At 37.4% G+C, this 25,770-nt stretch carries 21 protein-coding genes and 1 pseudogene; 12 read left to right on the forward strand and 10 right to left on the reverse strand.

The annotated features are described in order from the left end of the window. Nucleotides 1-42: 42 nt before the first annotated feature. The 4 genes from ACFILU_RS09125 (at nt 43) to ACFILU_RS09140 (ending at nt 4,581) form a co-directional block, all read left to right on the forward strand. Nucleotides 43-1,032 (forward strand): asparaginase, encoded by a 990-nt coding sequence (locus ACFILU_RS09125; protein WP_375637596.1) that lies wholly within the window; start codon nt 43-45, stop codon nt 1,030-1,032. Between the two features lie 122 nt (nt 1,033-1,154). Continuing rightward, nucleotides 1,155-2,153: a type I pantothenate kinase gene (gene coaA, locus ACFILU_RS09130; RefSeq protein ID WP_273790598.1), complete on the forward strand. Its 999-nt coding sequence runs from the start codon at nt 1,155-1,157 to the stop codon at nt 2,151-2,153. A 13-nt stretch (nt 2,154-2,166) separates the two neighbouring features. Next, entirely contained in the window at nt 2,167-3,540 is a 1,374-nt protein-coding gene (locus ACFILU_RS09135; protein WP_375675664.1) for a M17 family metallopeptidase, read from the forward strand. Nucleotides 3,541-3,693: 153 nt separating this feature from the next. Next, a complete protein-coding gene (locus ACFILU_RS09140) occupies nt 3,694-4,581 on the forward strand; it encodes an NlpC/P60 family protein (RefSeq protein ID WP_375675707.1) in 888 nt (295 codons plus the stop codon). A gap of 877 nt (nt 4,582-5,458) precedes the next feature. On the opposite strand, the gene mutT is transcribed toward ACFILU_RS09140, so the two are convergent. The 3 genes from mutT to ACFILU_RS09155 all read right to left on the reverse strand — a co-directional run bounded on the left by mutT (nt 5,459) and on the right by ACFILU_RS09155 (nt 8,309). Beyond that, on the reverse strand, nt 5,459-5,872 hold the full coding sequence (mutT, locus tag ACFILU_RS09145; protein WP_375675665.1) for an 8-oxo-dGTP diphosphatase MutT: 414 nt from the start codon (nt 5,870-5,872) through the stop codon (nt 5,459-5,461). Between the two features lie 125 nt (nt 5,873-5,997). Beyond that, nucleotides 5,998-7,230: a bifunctional glutamate N-acetyltransferase/amino-acid acetyltransferase ArgJ gene (argJ, locus tag ACFILU_RS09150; RefSeq protein ID WP_375675666.1), complete on the reverse strand. Its 1,233-nt coding sequence runs from the start codon at nt 7,228-7,230 to the stop codon at nt 5,998-6,000. Nucleotides 7,231-7,355: 125 nt separating this feature from the next. Next, nucleotides 7,356-8,309 carry a peptidylprolyl isomerase gene (locus tag ACFILU_RS09155; protein ID WP_273790601.1) on the reverse strand — a complete coding sequence of 318 codons (954 nt, stop codon included), beginning with the start codon at nt 8,307-8,309 and terminating at the stop codon, nt 7,356-7,358. A 435-nt stretch (nt 8,310-8,744) separates the two neighbouring features. Here ACFILU_RS09155 and secA point away from each other — a divergent pair, with 435 nt between their 5' ends. From secA to prmC, 4 genes are all read left to right on the forward strand, one after another. Next, the gene (secA, locus tag ACFILU_RS09160; RefSeq protein ID WP_375675668.1) at nt 8,745-11,462 is read left to right on the forward strand and encodes a preprotein translocase subunit SecA; all 2,718 of its coding nucleotides are present in this window, start codon (nt 8,745-8,747) and stop codon (nt 11,460-11,462) included. Continuing rightward, nucleotides 11,401-11,892, forward strand: coding sequence for a Fur family transcriptional regulator (locus tag ACFILU_RS09165; protein WP_273790603.1), 492 nt, complete (start codon nt 11,401-11,403; stop codon nt 11,890-11,892). Before secA ends, ACFILU_RS09165 begins: the two co-directional genes overlap by 62 nt. Before the next feature lie 223 nt (nt 11,893-12,115). Further along, nucleotides 12,116-13,192, forward strand: a complete 1,077-nt coding sequence (gene prfA / locus ACFILU_RS09170; RefSeq protein ID WP_375675670.1) for a peptide chain release factor 1 — start codon at nt 12,116-12,118, stop codon at nt 13,190-13,192. Then, entirely contained in the window at nt 13,189-14,055 is an 867-nt protein-coding gene (gene prmC / locus ACFILU_RS09175; RefSeq protein WP_375675672.1) for a peptide chain release factor N(5)-glutamine methyltransferase, read from the forward strand. Before prfA ends, prmC begins: the two co-directional genes overlap by 4 nt. Here prmC and nrdF read toward each other — a convergent pair. Genes nrdF through nrdH form a run of 4 tightly spaced genes read right to left on the reverse strand, consistent with a single transcriptional unit; the run spans nt 14,052 to nt 17,792 of the window. Further along, nucleotides 14,052-15,026 (reverse strand): class 1b ribonucleoside-diphosphate reductase subunit beta, encoded by a 975-nt coding sequence (gene nrdF, locus ACFILU_RS09180; RefSeq protein WP_273722534.1) that lies wholly within the window; start codon nt 15,024-15,026, stop codon nt 14,052-14,054. The genes prmC and nrdF overlap by 4 nt on opposite strands. 11 nt (nt 15,027-15,037) lie before the next feature. Then, nucleotides 15,038-17,188, reverse strand: coding sequence for a class 1b ribonucleoside-diphosphate reductase subunit alpha (nrdE, locus tag ACFILU_RS09185; protein ID WP_375675674.1), 2,151 nt, complete (start codon nt 17,186-17,188; stop codon nt 15,038-15,040). Beyond that, nucleotides 17,170-17,568 carry a class Ib ribonucleoside-diphosphate reductase assembly flavoprotein NrdI gene (gene nrdI, locus ACFILU_RS09190; RefSeq protein WP_273790607.1) on the reverse strand — a complete coding sequence of 133 codons (399 nt, stop codon included), beginning with the start codon at nt 17,566-17,568 and terminating at the stop codon, nt 17,170-17,172. The genes nrdE and nrdI overlap by 19 nt, the downstream gene beginning before the upstream one ends. Next, nucleotides 17,568-17,792: a glutaredoxin-like protein NrdH gene (gene nrdH / locus ACFILU_RS09195; protein WP_273790608.1), complete on the reverse strand. Its 225-nt coding sequence runs from the start codon at nt 17,790-17,792 to the stop codon at nt 17,568-17,570. Before nrdH ends, nrdI begins: the two co-directional genes overlap by 1 nt. A gap of 682 nt (nt 17,793-18,474) precedes the next feature. Between nrdH and ACFILU_RS09200 the strand changes: the two genes are divergently transcribed. The 4 genes and pseudogenes from ACFILU_RS09200 (at nt 18,475) to ACFILU_RS09215 (ending at nt 22,934) form a co-directional block, all read left to right on the forward strand. Continuing rightward, nucleotides 18,475-19,227, forward strand: coding sequence for an ABC transporter ATP-binding protein (locus ACFILU_RS09200; RefSeq protein ID WP_273790609.1), 753 nt, complete (start codon nt 18,475-18,477; stop codon nt 19,225-19,227). A 3-nt stretch (nt 19,228-19,230) separates the two neighbouring features. Further along, on the forward strand, nt 19,231-20,100 hold the full coding sequence (locus ACFILU_RS09205; protein WP_375675675.1) for a metal ABC transporter permease: 870 nt from the start codon (nt 19,231-19,233) through the stop codon (nt 20,098-20,100). A 10-nt stretch (nt 20,101-20,110) separates the two neighbouring features. Continuing rightward, the gene (locus tag ACFILU_RS09210; RefSeq protein ID WP_375631087.1) at nt 20,111-21,028 is read left to right on the forward strand and encodes a metal ABC transporter solute-binding protein, Zn/Mn family; all 918 of its coding nucleotides are present in this window, start codon (nt 20,111-20,113) and stop codon (nt 21,026-21,028) included. Nucleotides 21,029-22,733: 1,705 nt separating this feature from the next. Continuing rightward, a pseudogene (locus ACFILU_RS09215) lies at nt 22,734-22,934 on the forward strand (DNA-binding protein). A 28-nt stretch (nt 22,935-22,962) separates the two neighbouring features. Here the strand turns inward: ACFILU_RS09215 and ACFILU_RS09220 are convergent. From ACFILU_RS09220 to ugpA, 3 genes are read right to left on the reverse strand one after another with little or no spacing between them, the layout of a single operon-like run. After that, nucleotides 22,963-24,009 carry a sn-glycerol-3-phosphate import ATP-binding protein UgpC gene (locus ACFILU_RS09220; protein ID WP_375675677.1) on the reverse strand — a complete coding sequence of 349 codons (1,047 nt, stop codon included), beginning with the start codon at nt 24,007-24,009 and terminating at the stop codon, nt 22,963-22,965. A gap of 2 nt (nt 24,010-24,011) precedes the next feature. Continuing rightward, on the reverse strand, nt 24,012-24,863 hold the full coding sequence (gene ugpE, locus ACFILU_RS09225) for a sn-glycerol-3-phosphate ABC transporter permease UgpE (RefSeq protein WP_375675678.1): 852 nt from the start codon (nt 24,861-24,863) through the stop codon (nt 24,012-24,014). Nucleotides 24,864-24,873: 10 nt separating this feature from the next. Then, a complete protein-coding gene (gene ugpA, locus ACFILU_RS09230; RefSeq protein WP_375631090.1) occupies nt 24,874-25,758 on the reverse strand; it encodes a sn-glycerol-3-phosphate ABC transporter permease UgpA in 885 nt (294 codons plus the stop codon). Between the last annotated feature and the right edge of the window lie 12 nt (nt 25,759-25,770).

The following is a 25,770-nucleotide window of genomic DNA, read 5'->3' on the forward strand; positions in this document are numbered from 1 at the left end:
AATAGCTTTATATAAACAGTTTGTGCTTTTTAGAGGAAAATTATGAAAAAAATAGCCATAGGGACCTTAGGTGGAACAATTGCAATGACTGCTGATAGTTTTGGTCACATGCAACCGACTTTAACTTCAGATAACCTTATAAAAAGTGTTCCTGATTTAAATAACGTTGCTGATATTCATGCACAAACATTAATGCAAATACCAAGTGGATCTTTATCATTTCAAATGCTTTTTGAAATAATTAAGTGGGCAAAACAACAAATAAACGCTGGTGCAGAAGGTATTGTTTTAACACAAGGGACTGATACTCTGGAAGAAACAGCTTTTTTTCTTTCTCTTTATTGGAAGGAGGCTGAACCACTCATCATAACCGGCGCTATGCGCATGCCTCATGAAGCAGGCGCGGATGGCCCCGCCAACATTTTAGCAGCCACTCGTGTCGCAGCAGCCACACAAAGTCGTAACAGGGGCGTTCTCGTTGTCATAAATGATGCAATTCATTCACCTTATTGGCTCTATAAAAGCCATACCGTCAAAGTCGAAACATTTCAATCAGGTCTTGCAGGTGTTTTAGGAACTATTTTAGAGGGAAAACTTATTTATTTCAATGATCGAAAATTTTTTCCGACAACGTTTGATCTTCCCCAAAATCATGATCATCAAATTGCACTCCTCTATTCCTCTTTATCATCTGGTGCACAATTAATGAAACTATGCCTTGAAAGTGGGTATTATGCTGGAGTTGTTATTGCTGGTTTTGGTGCGGGGCACTGTAGTTTTCAAGAAGCAGACCTTGTACAACAATATGCACAAAAAATACCAATCATTATTGCTAGTCGTTGTTGTAATGGCTCAACAACTCGTATAACTTATGGCTATAAAGGCTCCGAAATCGATATGATTGCTTCTGGTGCTCTCATGTCTGGTTATTTATCAGCCGTAAAAGCGCGTCTACTTTTATGGGCTTTTTTGGCGCAAGGGCACTCATTAGCACAAATCCGTGCAAACTGGAATGACTGGACTATAAGTTAATGAAAAATGATCTATTATCTTAAAAGAAGAGAGCATGCAAAACAAAATTTATTTGAAAATAAAGCCGCTCTTCTGTCTGCTCTTAATCAATTGCTGCTGCAAAAAAATCTCGACAAATACAAATGATTGATACAACTATACAAAAAATTAATCAGAAAGATAATCTGGTCAAATCTGTTTCTGACCGATATTCACCCTATCGTGTTTTTACTGCACAAGAATGGTCAGAGTTTCGTGAAGACACACCTCTTACTTTGACTTTTGATGAAATTAAGCGTTTACGCTCTATTGATGATCCTATCGATCTTAAAGAAGTCCAACGCATTTATCTTTCTTTATCGCGTCTGTTATCATGCCATGTTGAAGCAGTACAGGAACTTTTCCACAAACGTCAGCAGTTTCTCCATCAAGAAGAGAGTAGAAAAACGCCCTTTATTATTGGAATTGCTGGTTCTGTAGCTGTAGGAAAATCAACCACGGCTCGCATTCTTCAAGAACTGTTGAAACGTTGGACATCTAGTCTTAAAGTTGATCTAATCACAACGGATGGTTTTCTCTATCCTAACGCAATCTTACAGCAAAAAAATCGTATGAATCGTAAAGGATTTCCTGATTCCTATGACATTAAAAAGCTGCTGTGCTTTCTTTCGGCTATAAAAGCAGGTATCGGAAATGTCCGTGCCCCACTTTACTCACATATGACCTATGATGTTCTAGAAAATCAGACAATTACCATCGATCGTCCTGATATTTTAATTGTTGAAGGTATTAATGTATTACAGGTCAGTGATCTTCCTAAAGATGGAAAAGCTATTCCTTTCGTATCAGATTTTTTTGATTTTTCAATCTATGTCGATGCCGAAACAGAAGTCATTCGTCACTGGTATTTGGAGCGCTTTAAACGTTTGCGTAAAACAACTTTTCAAAATCCTGAATCCTATTTTCATCGTTATGCCCACCTCAATGAAAAAGAAGCCTCAAAAATCGCTGAGGATCTTTGGCAAACGATTAATTTAAAAAATTTACAGGAAAATATATTGCCAACACGACCACGGTCCAATCTCATTCTACGAAAGGGAAAAAATCATTTGGTCGAATATGTCGCACTTAGACGACTATAAGGATCTCATAACTATGCAGCACCACCACATTCATTTTACCTCAACGCGTATCGATAACAGTTGCCCTATCATCTTGGTAAACCAAAGAAATCTTGCTAACTTATCACTTGATGCGTCAACAACAGCATGGATAAAAGTTAATGACTTTACTGGAAAAGCGGGACAAATACTCTTTGTTCCTCACGAAACGGGGCATTTAAAAAAAGTTTTATTTGGAATTGGCAATAATAGCGATCCTTTTATCACAGGAGTTCTTGCTCAAAAACTTCCTGCTGGTCAATGGCATTTAGAAGGTACAACCTCTGATGAAATAAATACCTATCTTGGATTAGCATTCGGTAGCTATCAATTTAATCGCTATCGTCAAAATTCTTCTTTCAAATCATTATCCATCCATGTCAATGAGGCCGTTGATCTTAATGAACTCCAACGAATTTATGAAGCTGTCTTTTTCGTCCGTGATCTCATTAATATTCCAGCCAATGATATGACCCCTGATGCTCTCGAAAAAGAAGCTCGAAAACTAGGAAAAACCTACGGTGCTCACATCAAAAGTATTTGTGGAGATGATCTCTTAACCCATAACTTTCCGATGATTCATGCTGTAGGACGAGCAGGCAGCACTGCACCACGACTGATTGAGTTACTCTGGGGGAAAGAACATCATCCTAAAATAACGTTGGTGGGCAAAGGCGTAACTTTTGATACTGGAGGACTCGATATTAAATCAGCCAATAACATGTTGCTTATGAAAAAAGACATGGGGGGTGGAGCAAACGTTTTGGGATTGGCTAAACTTATCATGGATGCAAAATTGCCTTTCCGTCTACGTGTTTTGATTCCAGCTGTAGAAAATGCAATTTCTGCGAATGCTTACCGACCAAGTGATATCCTCAGAAGTCGTAAAGGTTTAAGTGTTGAAGTAGGTAATACAGATGCTGAAGGGCGCCTTGTCCTTGCCGATGCACTCGCCTATGGTGATGAAGAAAGTCCACAATTCATGCTTTGTATGGCTACTTTAACAGGGGCAGCGCGTATAGCATTAGGACCAGATCTTCCCGCATTTTATTGTAATGATTCAATATGGGCACAACAAATTTCTGAATCTGCTCACGCTGTCTTTGATCCTCTTTGGCAAATGCCCCTTTGGAAACCTTACCAAGAAATGTTATCATCACCAATTGCTGATCTTAACAATGTAACTGGAAATAGCTTTGCTGATTCTATAACAGCTGCTTTATTTCTTAATTCTTTTGTTGAAAAAGCTGAACATTTTGCGCATTTTGACCTTTATGGATGGATTCCAAAAGAAAAACCAGGATACCCTATTGGTGGATCAGCACAAACTATTCGTGCCCTTTATAATATTTTTAAAAATGAAGTTTGACACACAATATTCAAAAAAATAGACAATTTTGCAGCTTAAAGAATAATTGGTCTTACACAGTATTCTTAGTTTTGTTTGAGGATAAAAATCTTACCAATACAGCTTTCATGAGTTTGTTTAAAGGTAAGCAGTAACAAAATGGAAAACAAAAAGATGATCTCTAAAGACCCAAGACTTCATGCATTCAGAGATGATCTAGCAGATCAACGTCTTGAAACAGAAATTACAGCTCAGCGCTTTGTTCAAGGTGAAAAAGGACGTGTTAATACAGCGGTCGCTGGACTTTTTAAAGAAAATAGTAAAAAAAGTGAAAGACAAACAGAATGCTTATTCGGAGAAGAAGTTCTCATTTTTGAACAAGGGGAAACAATGTCGTGGGGACAATCACTCAAAGATGGTTATGTTGGTTATATTGATACAAAAGTTCTTTGTACATCAATCATAAAACAAACACATGTGGTTTCAGTACCACGTACATTTAAATATTTACACGCTGACTTACGTGGACCAATAGTGTCCCCTTTATCTATGGGAAGCAAAGTCAGTGTTGTTGATGAAATTGAAGTCCGTGACACAATGTATTCTATTCTTGAAAATGGAACAGCAATCATTACGAGCCATCTCAGCCCCATTGGACGCGTATATGAAGATTATGTCACAGTTGCAGAAACCTTTATCCGTACACCTTATCTTTGGGGTGGTGTCAGCGGTTTTGGAATTGATTGTTCGGGACTCATTCAGCTCTCTATGATGATGACCGATCAAATAGTTTTACGTGACACCGATATGCAGCAAGAAACTATAGGCAGTCCTCTTACAGATACTGATAAACTTCAACGAGGCGATTTAATTTTTTGGAAAGATCATGTTGCTATTATGGTCGATCACGCAAATATTATTCACGCAAATGGTTTTTCTATGGACGTTATGATTGAGCCATTGGAAAACGCAATTACGCGTATCGCTAAAAAAAATCAATATCCCATCGCAAAACGCCGTCCAATTCAAGAAACTTCATACATGCCTCCTATAAAAAATTAATTGAATGTTTTATTATACAATATATTGATTTATAAGGATAATTATCCATCATTCACTCTGCGTCAAGCATTCTAAATATCGTAAAATTTTTTATTTCAAATCTGTTTTTATGTTGGATCAATCAAAGCCGCTTGTCTGTTCATCACAAGCGTAATTGATGTATAAGTAAAAATGATTATGAAAAGAAAAATATTCCTTCTGAATGCCCTCAAATGCCAAGAGCTATCGTAATATTGGGACCAGCTTACTTCTTCATAAGCGTAAAGATAGTGGCGCTCAATAGATTTTACATTATTTCCATAGGGGCTTTAACGTTATATCATTCCGAGCACCGTCGCGAAATGGGCTTTGGAGCATTGCGAGGTGCCTCTTTTAAAAAAGCTCGTGAATATGCAACACAATGCCATTCTACATTACGTAAAGAACGTACCCCTCTTAATCAAAAGCAACATTTTTTGAAATTTTTCCTATTATCGATATCTCATGAAATAAATACCCCTTATACCTCTCAGTGCACCCAAACCCATCTCACAATGATACACGTGAAAAGTATAACATACATTGTCTACCACTATCTTTATACTTATGAATCGTGTAAAGACATCGTTATACACTTTGCCAATTCTCAATGTTGCGATAACCCTTGGCTATTGGAGAGTGTTCTTTCAGCACGTATTTTATTTCTTTCTTAAATAATTTTATCCACATAACCCTCCCCGCTTGGAACGTGCAAAAGAATGGTTTTGATTAATTTAACATAAAACAGATTTGAAATGAGAAAATTTTTTACGACTCTGGACTTCCCCATTCAACATAAAAAATTATAAATTATCATTTTAAATCAATATATTGAATTATATTTTCTTCTTATAACACATTAAAGAAGATGATTTTTCAATACCTGAACCAATGGTTTATCAGCATCAGGCATAGAGTATTTATCAAGATCATTAATAAAAACCCATTCTAAATTTTGCCCCTCTCGTCCTTGCGCAACACCCTCATAATGGTCACAAAGATACAATGGCATTAAGAGATGAAATGTTTTATAGTTATGACTTGCAAATGTTAAAGGGTGTAAATTATTTGGTTGAACATAAATACCAAGCTCTTCCTCTAATTCACGAATCAATGATGCTTCCGGAGTTTCACCTTGCTTAACCTTGCCACCAGGAAACTCCCATAAACCAGCCAGTGATTTTCCTTCAGGACGCTGTGTAAGCAAAACACGATTATTCTGATCGAACAATGCGCATGCAACAACAAGAAGAATAGAACTTTTCATACACATATCACTCCCCAATAGGGAACATAAAAATAACTGACTTTCCTATCATATCCCCTCTGCTCCTAAAAGAGCTCACATACCCCATTTGCTCTGAAAAATAATAAGCTGTTAAATATAAAGTGCATCCATTAACTTCTGTAATCGCTATTGATCATAACGTACTCTTTTGTTAAATCGCAAGACCAAACCGTCGCCGTGCTCTTACCCAAACCGATATCAACACGAATTGTGATGTGTTTACCTTGCATATAAGCACCTATTGTCTCTTCACAATACTCAGGATCTCGTACGCCATTCACGGCCACACGATGCTCACCAAACCAAATCGTCAATAGATCACGATCGACTTCAACACCGGCCTTCCCAACTGCCATAACGACCCGCCCCCAATTCGCATCTTCACCGGCAATAGCCGTTTTTACGAGCGGTGAATTTGCAATTGATAAAGCAATAGTTTTAGCTGCATTGTTTGTTGTAGCGCCCATCACATTAACCTCAATTAAATGACGAGCACCTTCACCATCACAAACAACTTGTAGTGCAAGTTCATGCAGAAGTGCACTCAATTGTTTCACAAAAACCCTATAACGCGGATCAGATTTACTTGTAAGACATGGAAAATGTTCTTTTCCTGTCGCAAACAACATAAGCGTATCTGAAGTTGAGGTATCGCTATCAACAGTAATTGAATTGAAAGAACCCTCAACTGCCTCTGATAACATGGATTGGAGTGCATCCGAAGAAATAGTCGCATCACTAACCACAAATGACAGCATTGTCGCCATATCTGGTGCAATCATACCAGCACCTTTTGCAATTCCATTAATGGTAACACGCTCTCCCCCACAGTCAAAAGTGCGCGTCGCAAGTTTTGGAAATGTGTCCGTTGTCATTATGGCTTTTGCAGCTTCCAACCAATTGCCCTCTTCTGCTGTCTCTGCCATACTTGGTAAAAGATTGACAATATCCGATGCATCCATTGGCTCACCAATAACACCCGTAGAAGCTATAAAAATTTCATCTTCTCTAACCTTTAAAGCGTTCGCTGCTGCACAAATAATTGCATCGGTTGTGTGCTTTCCTTTGCTTCCTGTAAAAGCATTTGCATTTCCAGAATTCACAACAACACCCCTCGCAACCCCATGAGGAAGCGATGCACGACAATGCTCTACAGGAGCAGATGGACATTTTGAACGAGTAAAAACACCGGCCACACTCACTGGCTTATCGAATATGATGAAAAGAAGATCTGTACGATCTTTATATTTAATCCCAGCTTCAGCTGTTGCTATCCGTACACCAGATAATGGAGAAAGCTCTTGGATCTTTTGAGGCGACAAAGGAGAGATTTTCAAAACCACATTATGCTTTCTATAAAAAAATGAAATGATTGCAGATCAATAACCTCTCATAGAAAACTGCTAGGCTTTTTGAACAAAACTAACCTAGCAAATTATCTATTAAAGAGGCTATCTATTTTTCCTAGCTATTCCGTATCTTCTTCATCTGATGTCTCATCGGGAAGTAGCGTCCCATTTTGATGAAGCGATTCCATGATTTTTGTAACATTAGGATCAGGGTATTTCACATCTATCTTGCTACGCAAATCAACAATCAGTTCTTGATAGCGCTTTTTTATTAGCTGTGTCCGCAACATCTCTTTAACATCATCAAATGCAGGCGGTTGTTTTACACGACGATCTTCTAATTTAATAATATGCCAACCAAAAGGACTTTCAACGGGTTGTTTTGTGTATTCGCCAACTTTCAAACCAAATGCGGCATCTTCAAAAGGCTTGACCATTTGACCATGGCTAAAATAACCAAGATCACCCCCAACGGCAGCAGAACCATCTGTTGAACTTTTCTTTGCAATCTCTTCAAAATTTTCGCCTTTATTTAAATGCTTAATGATAGCTTCTGCTTCTTTTCTCGTTTTGACCAAAATATGACGCGCTTTAACCTCATCCTCTTTAGGTAAAGCAGCAACTTCTTGCTTATAAAGAGCTTCCAAATCAGTATCCGATATTTTATCAACAATCTCCTGTTTAAAATAAAGCTGTTGAAGAACATTGTCACGCATAACTGCCATACGTTTATCGTAAGCTTCTGTCTTATCAAGACCCTTGCTTCTTGCTGCTTTTGCGAGTGCCTGCATATCTAAATAAGCTTTTAAAACCATCATACGGCGTTGTTCATCAGGAAAACGTGCTAAATTAGGATTTATTTCAAGCGCTAAATCATCCAATTGGCCTGCTGTAATATTTTTCCCATCAATAACCGCCATAACATGAGAAGGAGAAACGGCTTTTTCAGAAGCTTTCTCTAAAGTCTTTAAATCACTCGACGATGAATTCAAACCTTCTTGAGCACTCACCCCTAAACTTGTACTTGCCAATAAAGTTGATGCTAAAAAAAGCGTGATAAAGTTAAATTTCATAAATATACTCCTTAAAAATGAAGGCAGGTTCAAGATTCCAATTTTCTTTACCATAACACTTTAATCTTTAAACATAGAGAAATAAATTAGTAATTTTATTTTAAAAAAGTATAAAATCATCCTTTTATCTCAGTTTCTCCAATCCTATCTAATGCAGATGAAAAACATGATAATAGAGAAAAATGACATATTGTATCTTAAATTACTTTGTATTGTATCAGTTAAATAGCATACTTAAAGTTGACATAAAGCGCTTAGCCTCTTATCTCTACGTTACAATTAGAGTGAAAAATTGCACACCAGCAAGTATAATGGTACCATCTGCATTTCATGATGTCTCCAATGATATCAGACAACCTGAAGGAAATGTAGAGTATGGGGAGAGCATATGAATTTCCCAACAAGAGTGACAACAATTAAAAGAAAGGGCCAGAGATGGTCAGTTTAGGTGTTTTTGCCCGTAAGTTTTTTGGTTCAGCTCATGAGCGACATCTCAAAGCACTCCGCCAAAAAGTTGCACAAATTAATGCTTTGGAAGAACAATTCCTAAAATTAAGTGATGAGCAGCTTTGCCAAAAAACAGATGCCTTTCGTAAACGTCTTAGTGAAGGTGAAAGTGTTGATTTGCTCTTACCAGAAGCTTTCGCGACTGTTCGTGAAGCCGCAAAACGTGTTTATGACATGCGTCCTTTTGACGTACAACTTATTGGTGGAATGGTCCTTCACGACTGCGGCATAGCTGAAATGCGTACTGGTGAAGGTAAAACCTTAATGGCAACTCTACCAATTTATCTCAATGCATTGGAAGGTAAAGGCGTTCATGTTGTGACAGTAAACGATTATCTCGCCAGTCGTGATGCGGAAACAATGGGAAAAATTTTTAGTTTTCTAGGGCTTACAACAGGCGTGATTCTTCATGATCTTGATAGTGATGCCCGCCGAGAGGCCTATGCATGCGACATCACCTATGCCACAAATAATGAACTAGGTTTTGATTATTTGCGTGATAATATGGCCTTCGATCGTAGTCAAATGGTCCAACGTGGACATCATTACGCAATTGTCGATGAAGTTGATTCGATTCTTATTGATGAAGCCCGTACCCCCCTTATTATTTCTGGTCCTCTAGAAGATCGTACTGACTTCTATAACCTTATTGATACATTTATTCCTGCCTTAACTCCAGAAGACTATGAAATAGACGAAAAACAAAAAACAACGACCTTTACCGAAGTTGGTACTGAAAAAATTGAAAAAATGCTCGAACAAGCTGGGCATCTTAAAGGTGAGAGTCTTTATGACATAGAAAATGTCGCTATCGTTCATCATGTCAATAATGCTCTAAAAGCTCATAAACTGTTTGCTCGCGATAAAGATTACATTGTTCGCAATGATGAAATCGTTATTATTGACGAATTTACAGGGCGAATGATGCCTGGGCGGCGTTATTCTGAAGGACTTCATCAAGCGTTAGAAGCTAAAGAGCATGTTGCTATTCAACCAGAAAACCAGACACTTGCTTCCATCACTTTCCAAAATTACTTCCGTATGTATAGGAAATTATCTGGCATGACTGGAACTGCAACAACAGAAGCCGAAGAATTCAGAAATATTTATGGTCTTGACGTTGTCGAAATCCCTACAAATTTGCCAATACAACGTATTGATGAAGATGATGAGATTTATCGAACAGCAGAAGAGAAATATCGGGCAATTGTGCGTGATATCCGTCAAGCGCACGAAAAAGAACAGCCTATTCTTGTTGGAACAACCTCTATTGAAAAGTCAGAACAATTGGCAGAGCGTTTGCGAAAAAAAGGCATTACCGATTTTAGAGTCTTAAATGCTCGCTATCACGAACAAGAAGCATATATCATTGCGCAAGCAGGCGTTCCTAGAGCTCTCACCATTGCAACCAACATGGCAGGACGCGGTACGGATATACAGCTTGGTGGTAATGTTGAAATGCGCATCCAACAAGAGTTACAGGATATCCCCGAAGGTCCAGAGCGAACAGCTAAAATTGAAGAAATAAAAAAAGATGTTCAGAAGCTTAAAGAAAAAGCTTTAGCGGCTGGAGGGCTTTACGTTATCGCTACTGAACGTCATGAAAGCCGTCGTATTGATAACCAGCTTCGTGGACGTTCTGGTCGCCAAGGCGATCCTGGTCGCTCAAAATTCTTTCTCTCTCTTCAAGATGATCTTATGCGTATCTTTGGCTCTAACCGTATGGATGGTATGCTGCAAAAACTTGGATTGAAAGAAAATGAAGCTATTATCCATCCATGGATTAATAAAGCCCTTGAAAAAGCACAAAAAAAGGTCGAAGCACGAAACTTTGAAATTCGTAAAAATCTGCTAAAATATGATGATGTCATGAATGATCAACGCAAGGTTATTTTTGAACAGCGTATGGAGGTCATGAACGCAGATGATTTATCAGAAATGATCCTTGAAATGCGCAATGAAGTCGTAGAGGATCTCGTAGAGGCTTATATTCCATCAGGGACATATTCTGAAAAATGGGATGCAAAAACTCTTGAAGAAGAGCTTCAACAACTCTTTAATCTTGAGCTTCCAGTGGAAGAATGGGCAAAAGAAGATGGAATTGCCGAGGAGCAAATTCTAGAGCGTGTATCAGATGCTGTTACAAAACTTGAAAATGAGCGTACTGAACGATATTCTCCAGAAGTTATGGCTTATTTTCACAAAGCAGTATTGCTCGAAACTATTGACACGTTATGGCGTGAACATCTGGTGAGTTTAGACCATTTGCGTTCTGTTGTTGGTTTTCGTGGTTATGCGCAGCGGGATCCGCTCAATGAATATAAGACAGAATCATTTGAACTCTTTCAAAGTATGTTGAGAAATTTGCGCCGAATTGTCACTTCTAAGCTTATGCGCTTTGAAATCATTCAACACCCCACAGAACCGACCATACCTGAGCAAACTGATGCTGCTTCTTCTGTCTTTAATGATCAAAGTCAAGAAAATGCTCCCACCTTATCGGCACGATCACAAGAAAATAGATTTGTTAGTCCACAAGATCGTGACCCTAACGATATAACCACATGGGGAAAAGTTGGACGTAATGAGCGTTGTCCTTGCGGTTCAGAGAAAAAATACAAACACTGTCATGGAGCCTTTATTTGAAAAGCAAATTATGCAAATGAATAAAAAGCGAAATTATGAGCAAGAATTGCGCACCGCTGGTTTAAGAGTAACACGTCAACGACGAGTTATTCTTGATATTTTGACTGATACAAATGATCATCCCAATGCATTTGAAATTTTTCAGCGTGCAAACAAAATAGATTCGAATATTTCACTCTCAACTGTTTATCGAACCATGAAAATATTAGAAGGAAATGGAACAATTCATCGCCATAGCTTTAGTGGTGGTCCATCTCGTTTTGAGCAAGCAGATGGGCAACATCATGATCATCTCATTGATATAGAAACAGGACAAGTCATCGAGTTTCATTCTGATGTTATTGAAAAGCTACAAGAGGAAATTGCAAAATCTCTTGGCTATGATATTATTCATCACCGCCTTGAACTTTACGGAAAAAAAAACTCTTAAAAAAGTGATCATATATCATTAGATAAAAGACCTCAGGCAAATCAAATTTTATAAAAATTTACCTTTAAAATATAATAGTTTTCATTGGCAAAAAAAAAGAATTGCTTTATTACCCCTCTTTGTATGATGCTATACGGTAATTCATTGCCAATATTATAACAAAAAATCATTGCAACAAAATATTATAAAAAATTGTATTATAAAAAATTAGGCCAATATTATCATGGTTTCCTTGCCACAAGATCGTATGAGACAGCTTGAAAAGCGCTTTGAAATAATTGAAAGCCAAATGACGACGAATCCAAATGCTGAAACATATGTTAAATTAGCTTCTGAATATGCAGAACTACAACCCGTTATTGCCTCTATACGCGCATTAAATGCTCTTTACGAAGAGATTACAGAATTAGAAACGATTATCAACGATAAACAAACAGATATAGAGATGCGTAATCTTGCCCAAGAAGAGCTACCATCGTTATATAAAAAAGTAGAGCAATTTGAAGAAGAACTCCAGATTCTGCTTTTGCCTAAAGATGTTGCTGATGAAAAAAACGCTATTGTTGAAATTCGTGCAGGAACGGGTGGATCAGAAGCAGCACTTTTTTCCGGTGATCTTTTCCGCATGTATGAACGTTATGCCCATGCTCACCATTGGAAAGTAGAAGTTATTTCACTTAGTGAGGGGGAAGTTGGCGGATATAAAGAGATTATTGCTACCATTTCAGGAAAAGGTGTCTTTTCTAAATTGAAATATGAATCAGGGGTTCATCGTGTGCAACGCATCCCTGAAACAGAAACAGGTGGACGTATCCATACATCTGCTGCTACCGTTGCTGTGCTTCCAGAAGCTGAAGATATTGATATTGATATTCGTCCTGAAGATATTCGTATCGACACAATGCGTGCATCCGGAGCAGGAGGACAGCATGTTAATACAACGGATTCAGCTGTTCGTATCACGCATATTCCAACAGGAATTATGGTCGTACAAGCAGAAAAATCACAACATCAAAACCGAGCAAGAGCCCTTCAAATTTTACGGGCACGCTTATTCGATATCGAACGACAAAAAGCGGAAAGTGAACGTTCAGCTTCTCGTAAAAGCCAAGTTGGTTCTGGTGATCGCTCAGAACGTATTCGTACCTATAATTTTCCACAAGGACGTGTCACGGATCACCGTATTAATCTAACCTTGTATAAGCTTGATCGCATTCTAGAGGGAGATCTTGATGAGCTTCTTCATGCACTCATCTCAGATCATCAAACAACACTGCTGATGGAAATGGATAATAATTGAGCAAATATTCTTTCAAGAATGTCATCCAACAAATGCAAGAAAAATTGCGCACGAAAGGAATTGCTGAAGCCGACCTCGATGCGAAAATACTCGTTGAATGGATAACAGGAATAAATGCTGCTGAAAGAATTTCTAAACCAGATATGCATCTATCTTCTGAGCATATTATACAAATAGAACAAGCTTTACAACGGCGTATTGCAGGCGAACCCGTTTACCGTATTATAGGAGCACGAGAATTTTATGGTATATCTTTTACATTGTCTCAAGAGACGTTAGAACCTCGCCCTGATACAGAAACGCTGATAGATCTTGTTCTCCCTTTTCTCCAAAAACAGGTCGAAAATTCGAGAAAAACAACATTCCTTGATATGGGAACAGGAAGTGGCGCCATTGCTATTGCACTCCTTAAACAAATTCCCCAATCCTATGCGGTGGCAGTCGATATTTCTGAAGATGCCCTTAGAACAGCAAAAAAAAATGCAAAAAATGCTGAAGTAGCACACCGCTTCACACCTCTTCTTAGCGACTGGTTTGATTCTGTCGCAGATCGCTTTGATTTTATTGTTTCCAATCCACCTTATATTCCCGCAAAAGATATCAAAAAACTTGCAAAAGAAGTGCGCTTACATGACCCATTGCGCGCTCTGATAGGAGGAGAAGATGGACTTGATTTTTATCGAAAACTCGCCCATGAAGCAGCCAACTACTTAAAAGAAAACGGCTATATCGCTGTTGAAATTGGTTTCTCTCAAGAAAATGAAGTCTGCAATTTGTTCGAAAAAAATGGTTGTCAATGTTTAGAAGTGCGCAAAGATCTAAGTGGAATACCCCGCGCACTTCTATTTGCATGCAAACATTAAAATTCCCAATCATCATCCGTGGTAGCAACCGCCTTGCCGATGACATAAGAAGAACCTGCCCCTGAAAAAAAGTCATGATTTTCGTCAGAGTTTGGTGATAAAGCTGCCAAAATAGCGGGATTAACACGACAAACCTCAGGGGGGAAAAGAGCTTCAAAACCTAAATTCATTAAAGCCTTGTTTGCATTATAATGAAGAAAAATTTTAACATCTTCTGTCAATCCAAGCGCATCATAAAGATCTTCAGTATATTTGCACTCAATGTTATAAAGATCAAAGAGCAGGTTAAAAGCAAAATCTTTAATTTCTTGTCTTTTGGCTTCATCAAGCTTTGCAAAGCCCAATTGGAATTTATAACCTATATAATAACCATGGACTGCTTCATCACGAATGATTAGTCGAATGAGGTCTGCTGTATTGGTCAACTTAGCGCGACTGGCCCAATACATGGGCAAATAAAAACCAGAATAAAATAAAAAGCTTTCCAGCAAAGTCGAAGCAATTTTTTTCTTAAGTGGATCATTTGCTTCATAACGCTCAAGTACTAATCTAGCCTTTTTCTGCAAATGAATATTTTCTTCTGACCATCTAAACGCGTCATCAACTTCTACCGTCGAACAAAGGGTTGAAAAAATAGAGGAATAAGAACGTGCATGAACCGCTTCCATGAAGGCAATATTCGTCAAAACTGCCTCCTCATGCTCTGTTATCGCATCAGCCAGAAGCGAAATGGCTCCTACAGTGTTTTGAATTGTATCTAAAAGCGTTAGTCCTGTAAAAACACGAATTGTCAATTTACGTTCTTCATCCGTTAAGCTTGACCATGAGGGAATGTCATTGGAAAGTGGAACCTTCTCAGGTAACCAAAAATTCCCAGTTAAGCGATTCCATACTTCAAGATCCTTCTCATCATGTAATCTATTCCAATTAACAGCGCACACAACAGGATTTTTGGTTGTAATCTTTGTCATATGATGATCTCCTATAAACTGCAAGAAACACAGCCATCAACTTCCGTTCCACTTAATGCTATTTGCCGTAACCGTACATAGTAAATACTCTTGATACCCTTTTTCCAAGCATAAATTTGTGCGCGGTTAATATCACGTGTGGTCGCTGTATCAGGAAAAAATAATGTTAATGAAAGGCCTTGATCAACATGCTGTGTTGCAGCAGCATAGGTATCTATAATTTTTTCAGGGCCAATCTCATAAGCATCTTGGTAAAAATTCAAATTTGTATTATCCATATAAGGAGCGGGATAATAAACGCGCCCAATTTTTCCCTCTTTGCGAATTTCAATTTTTGAAGCAATTGGATGAATAGAAGAAGTGGCATGATTAATATAGGAAATAGATCCCGTAGGTGGAACTGCCTGCAAATTGCGGTTATAAAGCCCATACTCAATAACTAATTTTTTGAGTTCCTGCCAATCCTTTTGATCTGGGATAACAATATTATTCCGTGCAAAAAGCTCTTGCACAAGCGCAAATTGCGGTTTCCATTCTTTTTCAATATATTTTTCGAAAAAACTTCCATCTGCATAAGCTGATTTTTCAAACCCTGCAAACATTTCTTGACGTTCGTGCGCAATTAAATTGGAAGCCCGTATGGCATGATATGTCACAATATAAAAATAGATATTGGTAAAATCAATCGCTTCTGGAGACCCATAATAGATCTGCTCACGCGCTAGAAACCCATGCAAATTCATTTGTCCCAAACCAATCGCATGACTTTCAGCATTGCCTTTCGCAATGGAAGGCACACAGGCAATATTGCTCATATCCGAAACAGCAGTAAGAGCACGAACAGCAGATTCCACGGTCTGTCCAAAATCAGGACTTTCCATTGCTTTGGCAATATTCATGGATCCAAGATTACAGGATATATCACTTCCAATCGTGCGATAAGTTAAATCTGTCTCCAGTTCACTCGCCTCACTCACCTGCAAAATTTCTGAACATAAATTGCTCATACTTATGCGCCCAGCTATCGGATTCGATCGATTAGCAATATCCTCAAATAAAATATAGGGATAACCCGACTCAAATTGAATTTCCGCTAATGTCTGGAAAAAAACGCGTGCACTTATTTTCTTTTTACGAATCTTTGCATTATCAACAAAAGAACGATAATGCTCCGTTAAAGAAATATCACTAAAAGGCTTACCTGTCACACGCTCGATATCATACGATGAGAAGAGATACATATCCTCATTATTCCTTGCAAGCTCAAAAGTAATATCAGGAATAACGACACCAAGCGAAAGCGTTTTAATTCTAACTTTTTCATCAGCATTTTCACGCTTTGTATCCAAAAATTTCATAATATCTAAATGATGAGCATGCAAATAAACAGCTCCAGCCCCCTGTCGTGCCCCAAGCTGATTGGCATAAGAAAAAGAATCTTCCAAGAGTTTCATCACCGGTAAAACACCTGAGGACTGATTTTCTATTTGCTTAATTGGTGCCCCTGCTTCCCGCAAATTCGTTAAACAAAGCGCCACACCTCCACCACGTTTTGAAAGCTGCAAAGCCGAATTAACCGCACGACCTATCGATTCCATATTATCTTCAACACGTAGCAAAAAACACGAAACCAATTCACCTCGTTGTTTTTTCCCAGCATTTAAAAATGTCGGTGTTGCCGGTTGAAAACGTCCTGTAATAATTTCATCCACAAAATTTTCAGCAAGAGCTTTATTCCCTTGTGCCAAATATAAAGCTACAAGACAGACGCGATCTTCATAACGTTCAAGATAACGTTTCCCGTCAAAAGTCTTCAGTGTATAGCTGGTATAATACTTAAATGCGCCTAAAAAGGTAGGAAAACGAAACTTAAATGCATAAGCACGTTTAAAAAGTTTTTTAATAAAAGAAAAATCATAAAGCTCAAATAAAGCTTTTTCATAATAACCTTCTTCTATTAAGTAATCTATTTTTTCCTTCAGGTTATGAAAAAAAACTGTATTTTGATTAACATGCTGAAGAAAATATTGCCGTGCGGCAAGCCGATCCATATCAAATTGAATATGACCATTTTCATCATAAAGATTAAGCATTGCATTCAGCGCATGATAATCAGTAATCTGATCCGATTTCTGCGATTGTCCTATACCAATTGTTTCCAAAATATTTCCAATCCCTTTTTTACATAAATAACGTCTTCATCAGTTCCACGCAGCTCAAAACGATAAAGGCAAGGTACACAACATTTTTCAGCAATAATTTTACTTGCTAAATTATAATAGCGACCAAAATTACGATTCCCACCGCCAATAACACCACAAATTAATTTTCGGTTCTCAGCTTCATTAAGAAACTGGACAACGGCTTTCGGCACTGCCCCTCTTCCTTCACCATCTGCATATGTAGGAACAACCAGTACATAAGGTTCACCAACCAATGCAGAAGGCTTTCTTTTATCAATTTTGAAGAGTCGTTGACCAAGCTGCGAGACAAAATGCTGTGTATTACCCGTTGCACTCGAATAATAAACAATAAGCCCCATTAAGCACAAAGACCACTAATCATATCTGGTCTAAAACCAGACCAATGATTTTCACCACAAACAACGACAGGAACCTGACGATACCCCAGAGATTGAACAAAACTGTATGCTTGTTCATCACAGGAAATATCAACAACACGATAACGAATGCCTTTTGCATCAAAAGCGCGGCGTGTAGCATCACATTGGACACAAGATGGTTTACTATAAATAGTGATCGACATTTTCTTCAACTTTCACAATTCCAAACAATCAACCCTCAAAGGTCAATCTAATAATTTTATAGGTACTCAAGAATAACAAAAAATAGAAATTGTACGCAAAGCATGTGGTTATTTTTCAAATAGTACACAGCTTCCTGAATATAACAGAATTCCTCATCAAATAACTTCAAAGACTATGATGAGAATAAGAGATTATTCTACAACTTAAATGGCAAAGCTCCCTAGTTATAAAACAATCTTTTGCTTGCATTACAATTCCCTCCTGCTGTCTAAAAAACTAACGTTCTAAACTACCGTCTTCCAAGAGCTCTGTTTTACTCTTTTACGGCAAAAATCAATTACAAAAATGAAAGGGAATCCTTCCAAAAGAGATCCTTCAGCAAAAATACTGCTATACCCTTGGTCAATAAACTCTTTACAATAATGGAAATAACTTAGATACCAAACGAAACACACTAACACCCTCTCTTGTGCTTATTTAGAATCACCAATCATTTTGATACTATATATAGTATATACTCTCTCTCGTTCGTCAAGGTGAATTCAATTATTATTTTTAATTTTCCACGATCTTCCCACTAAAATTTTCAGTACTCAAAACTATGTAATAATATAACATTTTGTTGACAAACGTTATATTATTACATAGTTTCCAAAATAATAAGCAACGATGGTAAAAAATATGGATCTGCTCTTCAATAAGACAACATTAGGCTATAGGAATAGAATAGCAATAAAGAACTTTTCAGCAAAGTTAAAAGCTGGTTCATTGGTCGCAATAACAGGTGATAATGGCGCTGGAAAATCGACACTGCTAAAAGCCATCGCCGGATTGATTAAACCTCTTAAGGGAAAAATTATAAAACAAAAAAAAAGTCGCATTGCTTATCTTGCTCAGCAATGTGATATAGATCAAACATTTCCAATTGATGTGAAAACGCTTGTAAAAACAGGACTGTGGTCTTTTTGTGGTTTATGGAAAAATCAGCGCCCTTATGATTCTAAGATTCAAAATGCGCTTAAAATGGTTGGGCTTACAGAACTCGCACCCCGTTCACTTGAAACATTATCAGGCGGGCAATTACAACGCGCTCTTTTTGCACGTATCATTGTGCAAGATGCCAATATTATTTTGCTTGATGAACCTTTCAATGGTGTAGATCATAGTACCCAAAAAGACCTTCTTGCACTGATCACATACTGGCAACAGCAAGGACGCACAATTCTCACCGCACTCCATAACCCTCTCATCGTGCAAGAATTTTTCCCCCAAATGATTCAAATTGATCAACAAAACGCCTTTTATGGAGAAACAACACAGTTTTTAAACAACACCATTCATCACGTTATGCCACCTCTCTCATCCAATTCTTTCCCTGTTAGTGCACAAAAACAAAATCTTCCCATCAATGATCCTCTCTTTCTTAGGTTATAAGACGTGTATGCATTTTTTCTTTCCCCCTTTGTTGATTTCCAATTTATGCAAAACGCCCTTATCGGTTCTATTTTCCTGTCTATTAGCGCGTGTCCTGTTGGTGTGTTTTTGATGCTCCGTGGAATGAGCTTGACAGGAGATGCTATCTCTCATGCCATTCTTCCTGGTGTTGCAACTGCTTTTCTGATTTGTGGTTTTTCCCTCATATCTATGACACTTGGTGGCATCTTCGCTGGTCTTATTGTTGCTTTAGCAACCATTTTGATTTCACGAAACAGCTTTCAGAAAGAAGATGCATCCATGACCGTCTTTTATCTTATTGCACTCGCGGCAGGTGTCATTATTATCTCACTGAAAGACTCAACAATTGAGCTGCTTCATCTCTTATTCGGATCGGTTCTTGCACTTGATGCACAAGCCCTTTGGTTAATCGCTACTATAATGCTGATTACACTATGCAGCCTTTGTATTTTTTGGCGTGCACTCGTTTTAGAAAGCTTTGACCCCCTCTTTTTTAAATCACTCTCTCCATTGAGTAAATATATTCATATTTCATTGCTTGGACTTGTGGTGTTGAATCTGGTTGGAGGCTTTCAATCACTAGGAACATTACTCTCCGTTGGCATTATGATGATTCCAGCCATTACAGCCCGTTTTTGGTTTTCACGGCTAGGCCCTATTTGCGCGCTTTCCACTCTTTTTGGAATCATTTCTAGCGTATGTGGTCTTCTGCTTTCTTTTCATCTTTCACTTCCCTCCGGCCCTGCTATCATCATTGCCGCAGGATTTATTTATCTTGTTTCCTGTTTGATAAGTCCACGTGGCTTTATTGTAACATGGTTTCCCCACCTCTTTTATACCTCCTCACTTTAAGGAAAAAAATGTGCCTAAGTTTGCTCAAAAATTTGCTCTTCTTGGAGCTTTATTGCTTGCCCTTTCTCCATTTTCTGCTTCTGCACACAATAAAATCAAAGTTGTTGCGAGCTTTTCTATTCTCGCAGATCTCGTCAAAAATGTAGGAGACAACCATATCTCTATGACCACTTTTGTAGGTCCCAATGCGAATACCCACACTTATGAACCTACCCCCCATGATGCTCAAGCTCTTAGAAATGCTCAAATTATTTTCATCAACGGGCTTCATTTAGAAGGATTTATTGATCGCCTCATTACAGCAAGTGGTACAAAAGCACTTCTTGTCGAAGTTAGCGCTAACATTCCCTCCCTCAAAATGAAAAATCAAGAACATAATGCCCATCACCACCACAGCGTTATTGATCCACACGCTTGGCAAACCATTCCCAATGTCAAAATCTATGTGAAGAATATCGCTGCTGCTTTTTGTAAAATCGATCCACAATCCTGCACCAGCTACAAAAAAAATGCCGAAACCTACATTCAAAAACTTAAAATAGCACAAGATACCCTGAAAACAAAAATTGCTACCATTCCTAAAGATAAACGTATCATTATCACATCTCATGACGCCTTTGGCTATTTTGCCAAGGAATATGGTTTTACTATCCTTGCCCCTCAAAGTGCTTCAACAGAAGCTGAAGCATCCGCAGCCGATGTTGCTAAACTTATCAAACAAATTAAAGCGAATAAAGCAGCTGCACTATTCGTTGAAAATATCTCTAATCCCCGTCTCATAAAACAGATTGCAAAAGAAACAGGTTTAACAATTGGTGGAACACTTTATTCTGATGCATTGTCAAACAAAAATGGTCCAGCAGCAACTTATCTCGATATGATGGAACATAATGTGAATACCATCATTGATGCCATCACAAAACATTAAGATCTTCTACAAAAGAGATAAAAAAGAGTTCATAAAATCATAAGTCTATGATTATATTACTAATGATGCTCAACATCTATAATTGATAACATTGATATGAAATAAAGTGACTTTTACAGAGAAATTTATATTCAATAGATTCTAAGATAGATAAAGTAAGTGGATTTATTACCTCATGGTGCCCAAATCATTAGCAGTAGCACTCTACTTTTCAATGATTCTTTTACAATAACTCTCGACACTTGAAACGATTCATAAGAAGCATTTGGTGTTTCTTTCTTAAAATATTTTTATCTATCCAACTCCATTTATAACATGCAAGTGGGATTAGCGTATGAATAAAAACCACTTGAAGAAAAAATGCCTCTTCTAAAGAGTCTCAACACAATAATTGTTGCAATGTTGGAGACTGAAAGAGAGTATGATGATGTCCCCAGCTTGCACTTTTATAAGCATAAAGATGGCGATACACTGTGGATTTTATGTTATACCACTCATAAAAGACTGCGTGAAAAAATAGTTGGAATAACCTTGCAAGATATTTTTTAAAACAAGTGCGTGAATTGGCAACCCAATAGCCTTCTGTTTAGGTATTCTGTTTTGTATGAGAGGTGCAATTCTATTCAAAGAACATAATAAAAAAATGTGTTCAGCAATGCGTAATCTCCATTATGTAAGAGACATTGGCTCAGATTTTTTTTTGAAAATCGCAATACTAAATTAAAAGATGAGGCTAAGGATAGAAACTATTTTTTATCTTGATGCTTTCATATTCTCCCTAAATTAAGCTGTCTCCTCATTTTAGAAATTACATAAGAAGACAAGCTTATTCCACTCTGACATACAAAAACTGAATACAGCACCGAACCGTCTTCATATTTGTCTCAAACATACTGCTGTATAAAGTTTAGGTTGATTTATAAGCAACAAAAAAGCACGCGCTTTATAAGAAAGTAATATCATAAAACCATTAATAGACTGGCAATATATTGAAAAAATATACCAGATTTTATAAAATGCTTTGCAAAACAATAATATAACTGTCTTTGTCTCTGCTGATTCTTATAGGTGTTCGCACCAATCCCTTATGTTATATTCATAAAGATCTGTTTTAGGATGATCTATAGGCAATTTTTAACTCAAGAATATAGAAAGATCGATGAGATGTTACAGATGTGTTTCATCTGCTTTTATCGTTAACAGTCATGAAAATTCTAAAACAAGCACGCCTTCTATATCTCAGTGATTTTTTTGCAACTTATCAGATACCCTCGCTGAGAATTGCATAGTGATTTACATGAGAAAAAATAAACTTGTAGCATGCGCGCATAGGTTTCTCTCTAATTTATGTGATTGGTAGAAAAAACAAATGCTTCTTATAGGAGCTCTGAAACCATTTTAGATCATATGGTCAGCGGTAAAATAGAATGCGCCTATTCGCGTACAGACTATTTAGAACAGCGTCGTATTTTGTGGATCAAATAGACTTCTTATGTTAGGGATCAAAGCTAAGATATGGGGTGCATCCTCCCTTATCTGTGACGCATTTTTCTCTCTATTTCTCTCATTTACTTTCATAAGACACATAAATTATTACATCAAGAAACATATGATAATATGTTGTTTTTTATAATAAAATTATAAATGAATAAAAATATGGTTAATAAAGATTTATTCTATATTGATATTTTTTATAATGAAAATGATGTTTGAAAATAATATTCTTCTTACAGACAGTGAAACCGCAAAATTTTTTCATATAAATGTTTTGACATTCTCAGCGCCATGGGACAATGGATCATTACCAAAACTATTAAAATTTTGTTTTTAATCCCGCCGGTTACAACCTGATTTTGTAAATGTAATCGAGAAAGTCAAAAAGCAACATTATCATGACGCAGCATAAAAGAGAGTCGTGTCACATCAATTAATGCTTAATTATTATTTGTGCGCTTTCCTGTGTTTTTATTAAAAGTATGAAAATTCTGATGAGCAACTGTGAAACTTAGTTTTTGACCATATTCGTATGTCAAGCGTTCTTTTATTTCAATCGTAAAGATGATATCATTCCAACGCGTTAGAACATGGCAACCCGTTCCAATAGGCTTGATAAGCTCAATTTTTGTGTGAAAGACTGGTCCTTTATCTGGATGTTCGCCCAATAAGATTATTTCAGGTCTGAATGCTAAAAGATCAGTTTCTTCGCCATAAGTAAATGAATGCCCTAAATGTTGTTCTAAGACATGGCGATCAAGAAAATTCATAGGAGGAGAACCAATAAAATCAGCAACAAATGTTGTTGCTGGAGTATCGTAAATTTCCATTGGTGTTCCAATTTGCTCGATAGCTCCTTTATTCAAAACGACTATTCTATCAGCTAATGTCATAGCTTCTAGTTGATCATGGGTAACATAGAGGCTCGTTGTTCCTAATGAACGCTGTAGTGTTTTTATTTCAATACACATTTGCGCCCGTAATTTTGCATCAAGATTTGAAAGAGGTTCATCAAAGAGAAAAACACGGGGTTGACGTACAATCACACGCCCCATTGCAACACGCTGACGTTGTCCTCCTGATAATTGTCGTGGTTTACGATCAAGAAATGGTTCTATCTCCAAAAGCTTTGCAGCATGTGCGATACGTTTTTTAATTTCTTCTTTAGGGGTTTTACGATTTTTAAGACCATATTCTAAATTTCCACGAACTGTCATATGGGGATAAAGGGCATAATTTTGAAAAACCATAGCGATATCACGATCAGCTGGTTCACGATCATTGATACATTCGTTATCAATGCATAATTCACCTGAGGTAACTTGTTCAAGTCCTGCTATAATACGTAATAAAGTCGATTTTCCGCACCCTGAAGGACCGACAAGAACAAGAAGTTCTTTATTGGCAACAGTTAAGTTTAAATCATCAATGACCAGAATGCCGTTGTCATACTGTTTTTTTATATTTGATAACTGGATTATGGCCACAATTACTTCTCCGTTTCAATAAGGCCTTTGATAAAAAGCCGCTGCATGAAGATAACAACAAGAACAGGGGGAACCATGGCAACAACCGATACTGCCATGAGTATATTCCATTGAGGATCATGTTGAAGTGATTCGACAATAAGCTGTTTTAAAATAATAAGGATCGTTTGATGATTTTGATCCGTTGTGATGATAAGAGGCCAGAGATATTGTATCCATCCATAAATGAACATAATGATAAATAAAGCAGCGATATTGCTTTTACTAAGAGGAAGAAGGATATCCTTAAAAAATTTAACTGGACCTGCACCATCAACACGTGCCGCCTCTAAGAGTTCATCTGGAACAGTCAAAAAAAACTGACGAAATAAAAATGTAGCGGTTGCAGATGCAATAAGTGGAATAATCATTCCACTATAGGTGTTAACCATCCCCAATTTTGCAACAATCTCATAGGTTGGAAGAATACGAACTTCGACAGGGAGCATCAATGTAACAAAAATAAGAACAAAAGCAGTTTTTCGGAAGGGAAAGCGCATGTAAATAATTGCATAAGCAGACAAAAGTGAAATAATAATTTTTCCAATACTAATCCCAAGAGCCATAATGAATGAATTCATTAAGAGTGGCCAGAGGTTGGGCAAACCTAGCCGTGCAAGGCCATCACCAAAGATTGTTTTATAATTTTCCAGAGCGTATTTCCCAGGCAAAAGAGGAAGTGTTCCTGAGTTAAATGCTGCTGAACTATGAGTTGATGCAATCATAGCAACATAAACTGGAAAGCAAATAATGATAATACCAACAATGAGAGTAATATGGGTTAGAAATTTCAAAACAGGGCGATTTTCAACCATAATTTGTTTCCTAATATTGTACACGGCGCTCAATCCAGCGAAACTGGATAAACGTTAAGACAATAACCATCAACATCAATATTGTTGATTGTGCTGCTGATGCACCGATTATTTGATTTCTAAAGCCATCGTCATATACTTTATAGACGAGTATGCTCGTTGCACGCGCAGGACCTCCAGAAGTTGTATTATCAATAATACCAAAAGTATCAAACATAACATAATTGACATTGACAATAAGAAGGAAAAACGTCGTTGGTGAAATTTGCGGGAAGACCACTGTCCAAAATCGTTTAAAGGGACCAGCACCATCAATGGCGGCTGCTTCTATTTGAGAACGCGGAACAGACTGAAGACCTGTAAGAAAAAAGAGAAAATTGTAAGAAATTTGTTTCCAACTAGCCGCAATGACAATAAGAATCATTGCTTGAGTGCCATTAATACGATAATTCCATAGCACTCCTATTTTCTCGAGAAGAAAAGGCATAATTCCGATGGTGGGATGAAAGATAAACAGCCATAATATACCTGCCAATACTGGAGCAACAGCATAGGGCCAAAGCAAAAGCATTGTATAAGCCTTTTTTGCACGGATGACACGATCAACACAGACAGCTAAGAGAAGTGATATTGTCATTGAAGCGACAGTAACTGAGATGGAAAATACTGCGGTTGTAAGAAGCGATTGCCGATAAGTAGGGTCAGAAAGAACGGTTAGATAATTCTCAAAACCAATAAAGGTTGTTGTAAAGCCAAAAGGGTCTTCACGCTCAAAAGATGATTTTATTGCTTGAGCAGCAGGCCAAAAGAAAAACAAAAAAGTCACAAGAAGCTGAGGAAAAAGCAGTCCATAAGAAAGTAGATTATTTTTAAAATATGCATGTTTTTCTTGCATTCGTAGGGCTCT

Source organism: Bartonella sp. CL100XZDX (assembly GCF_042195375.1).
Taxonomy (GTDB): Bacteria; Pseudomonadota; Alphaproteobacteria; order Rhizobiales; family Rhizobiaceae; genus Bartonella.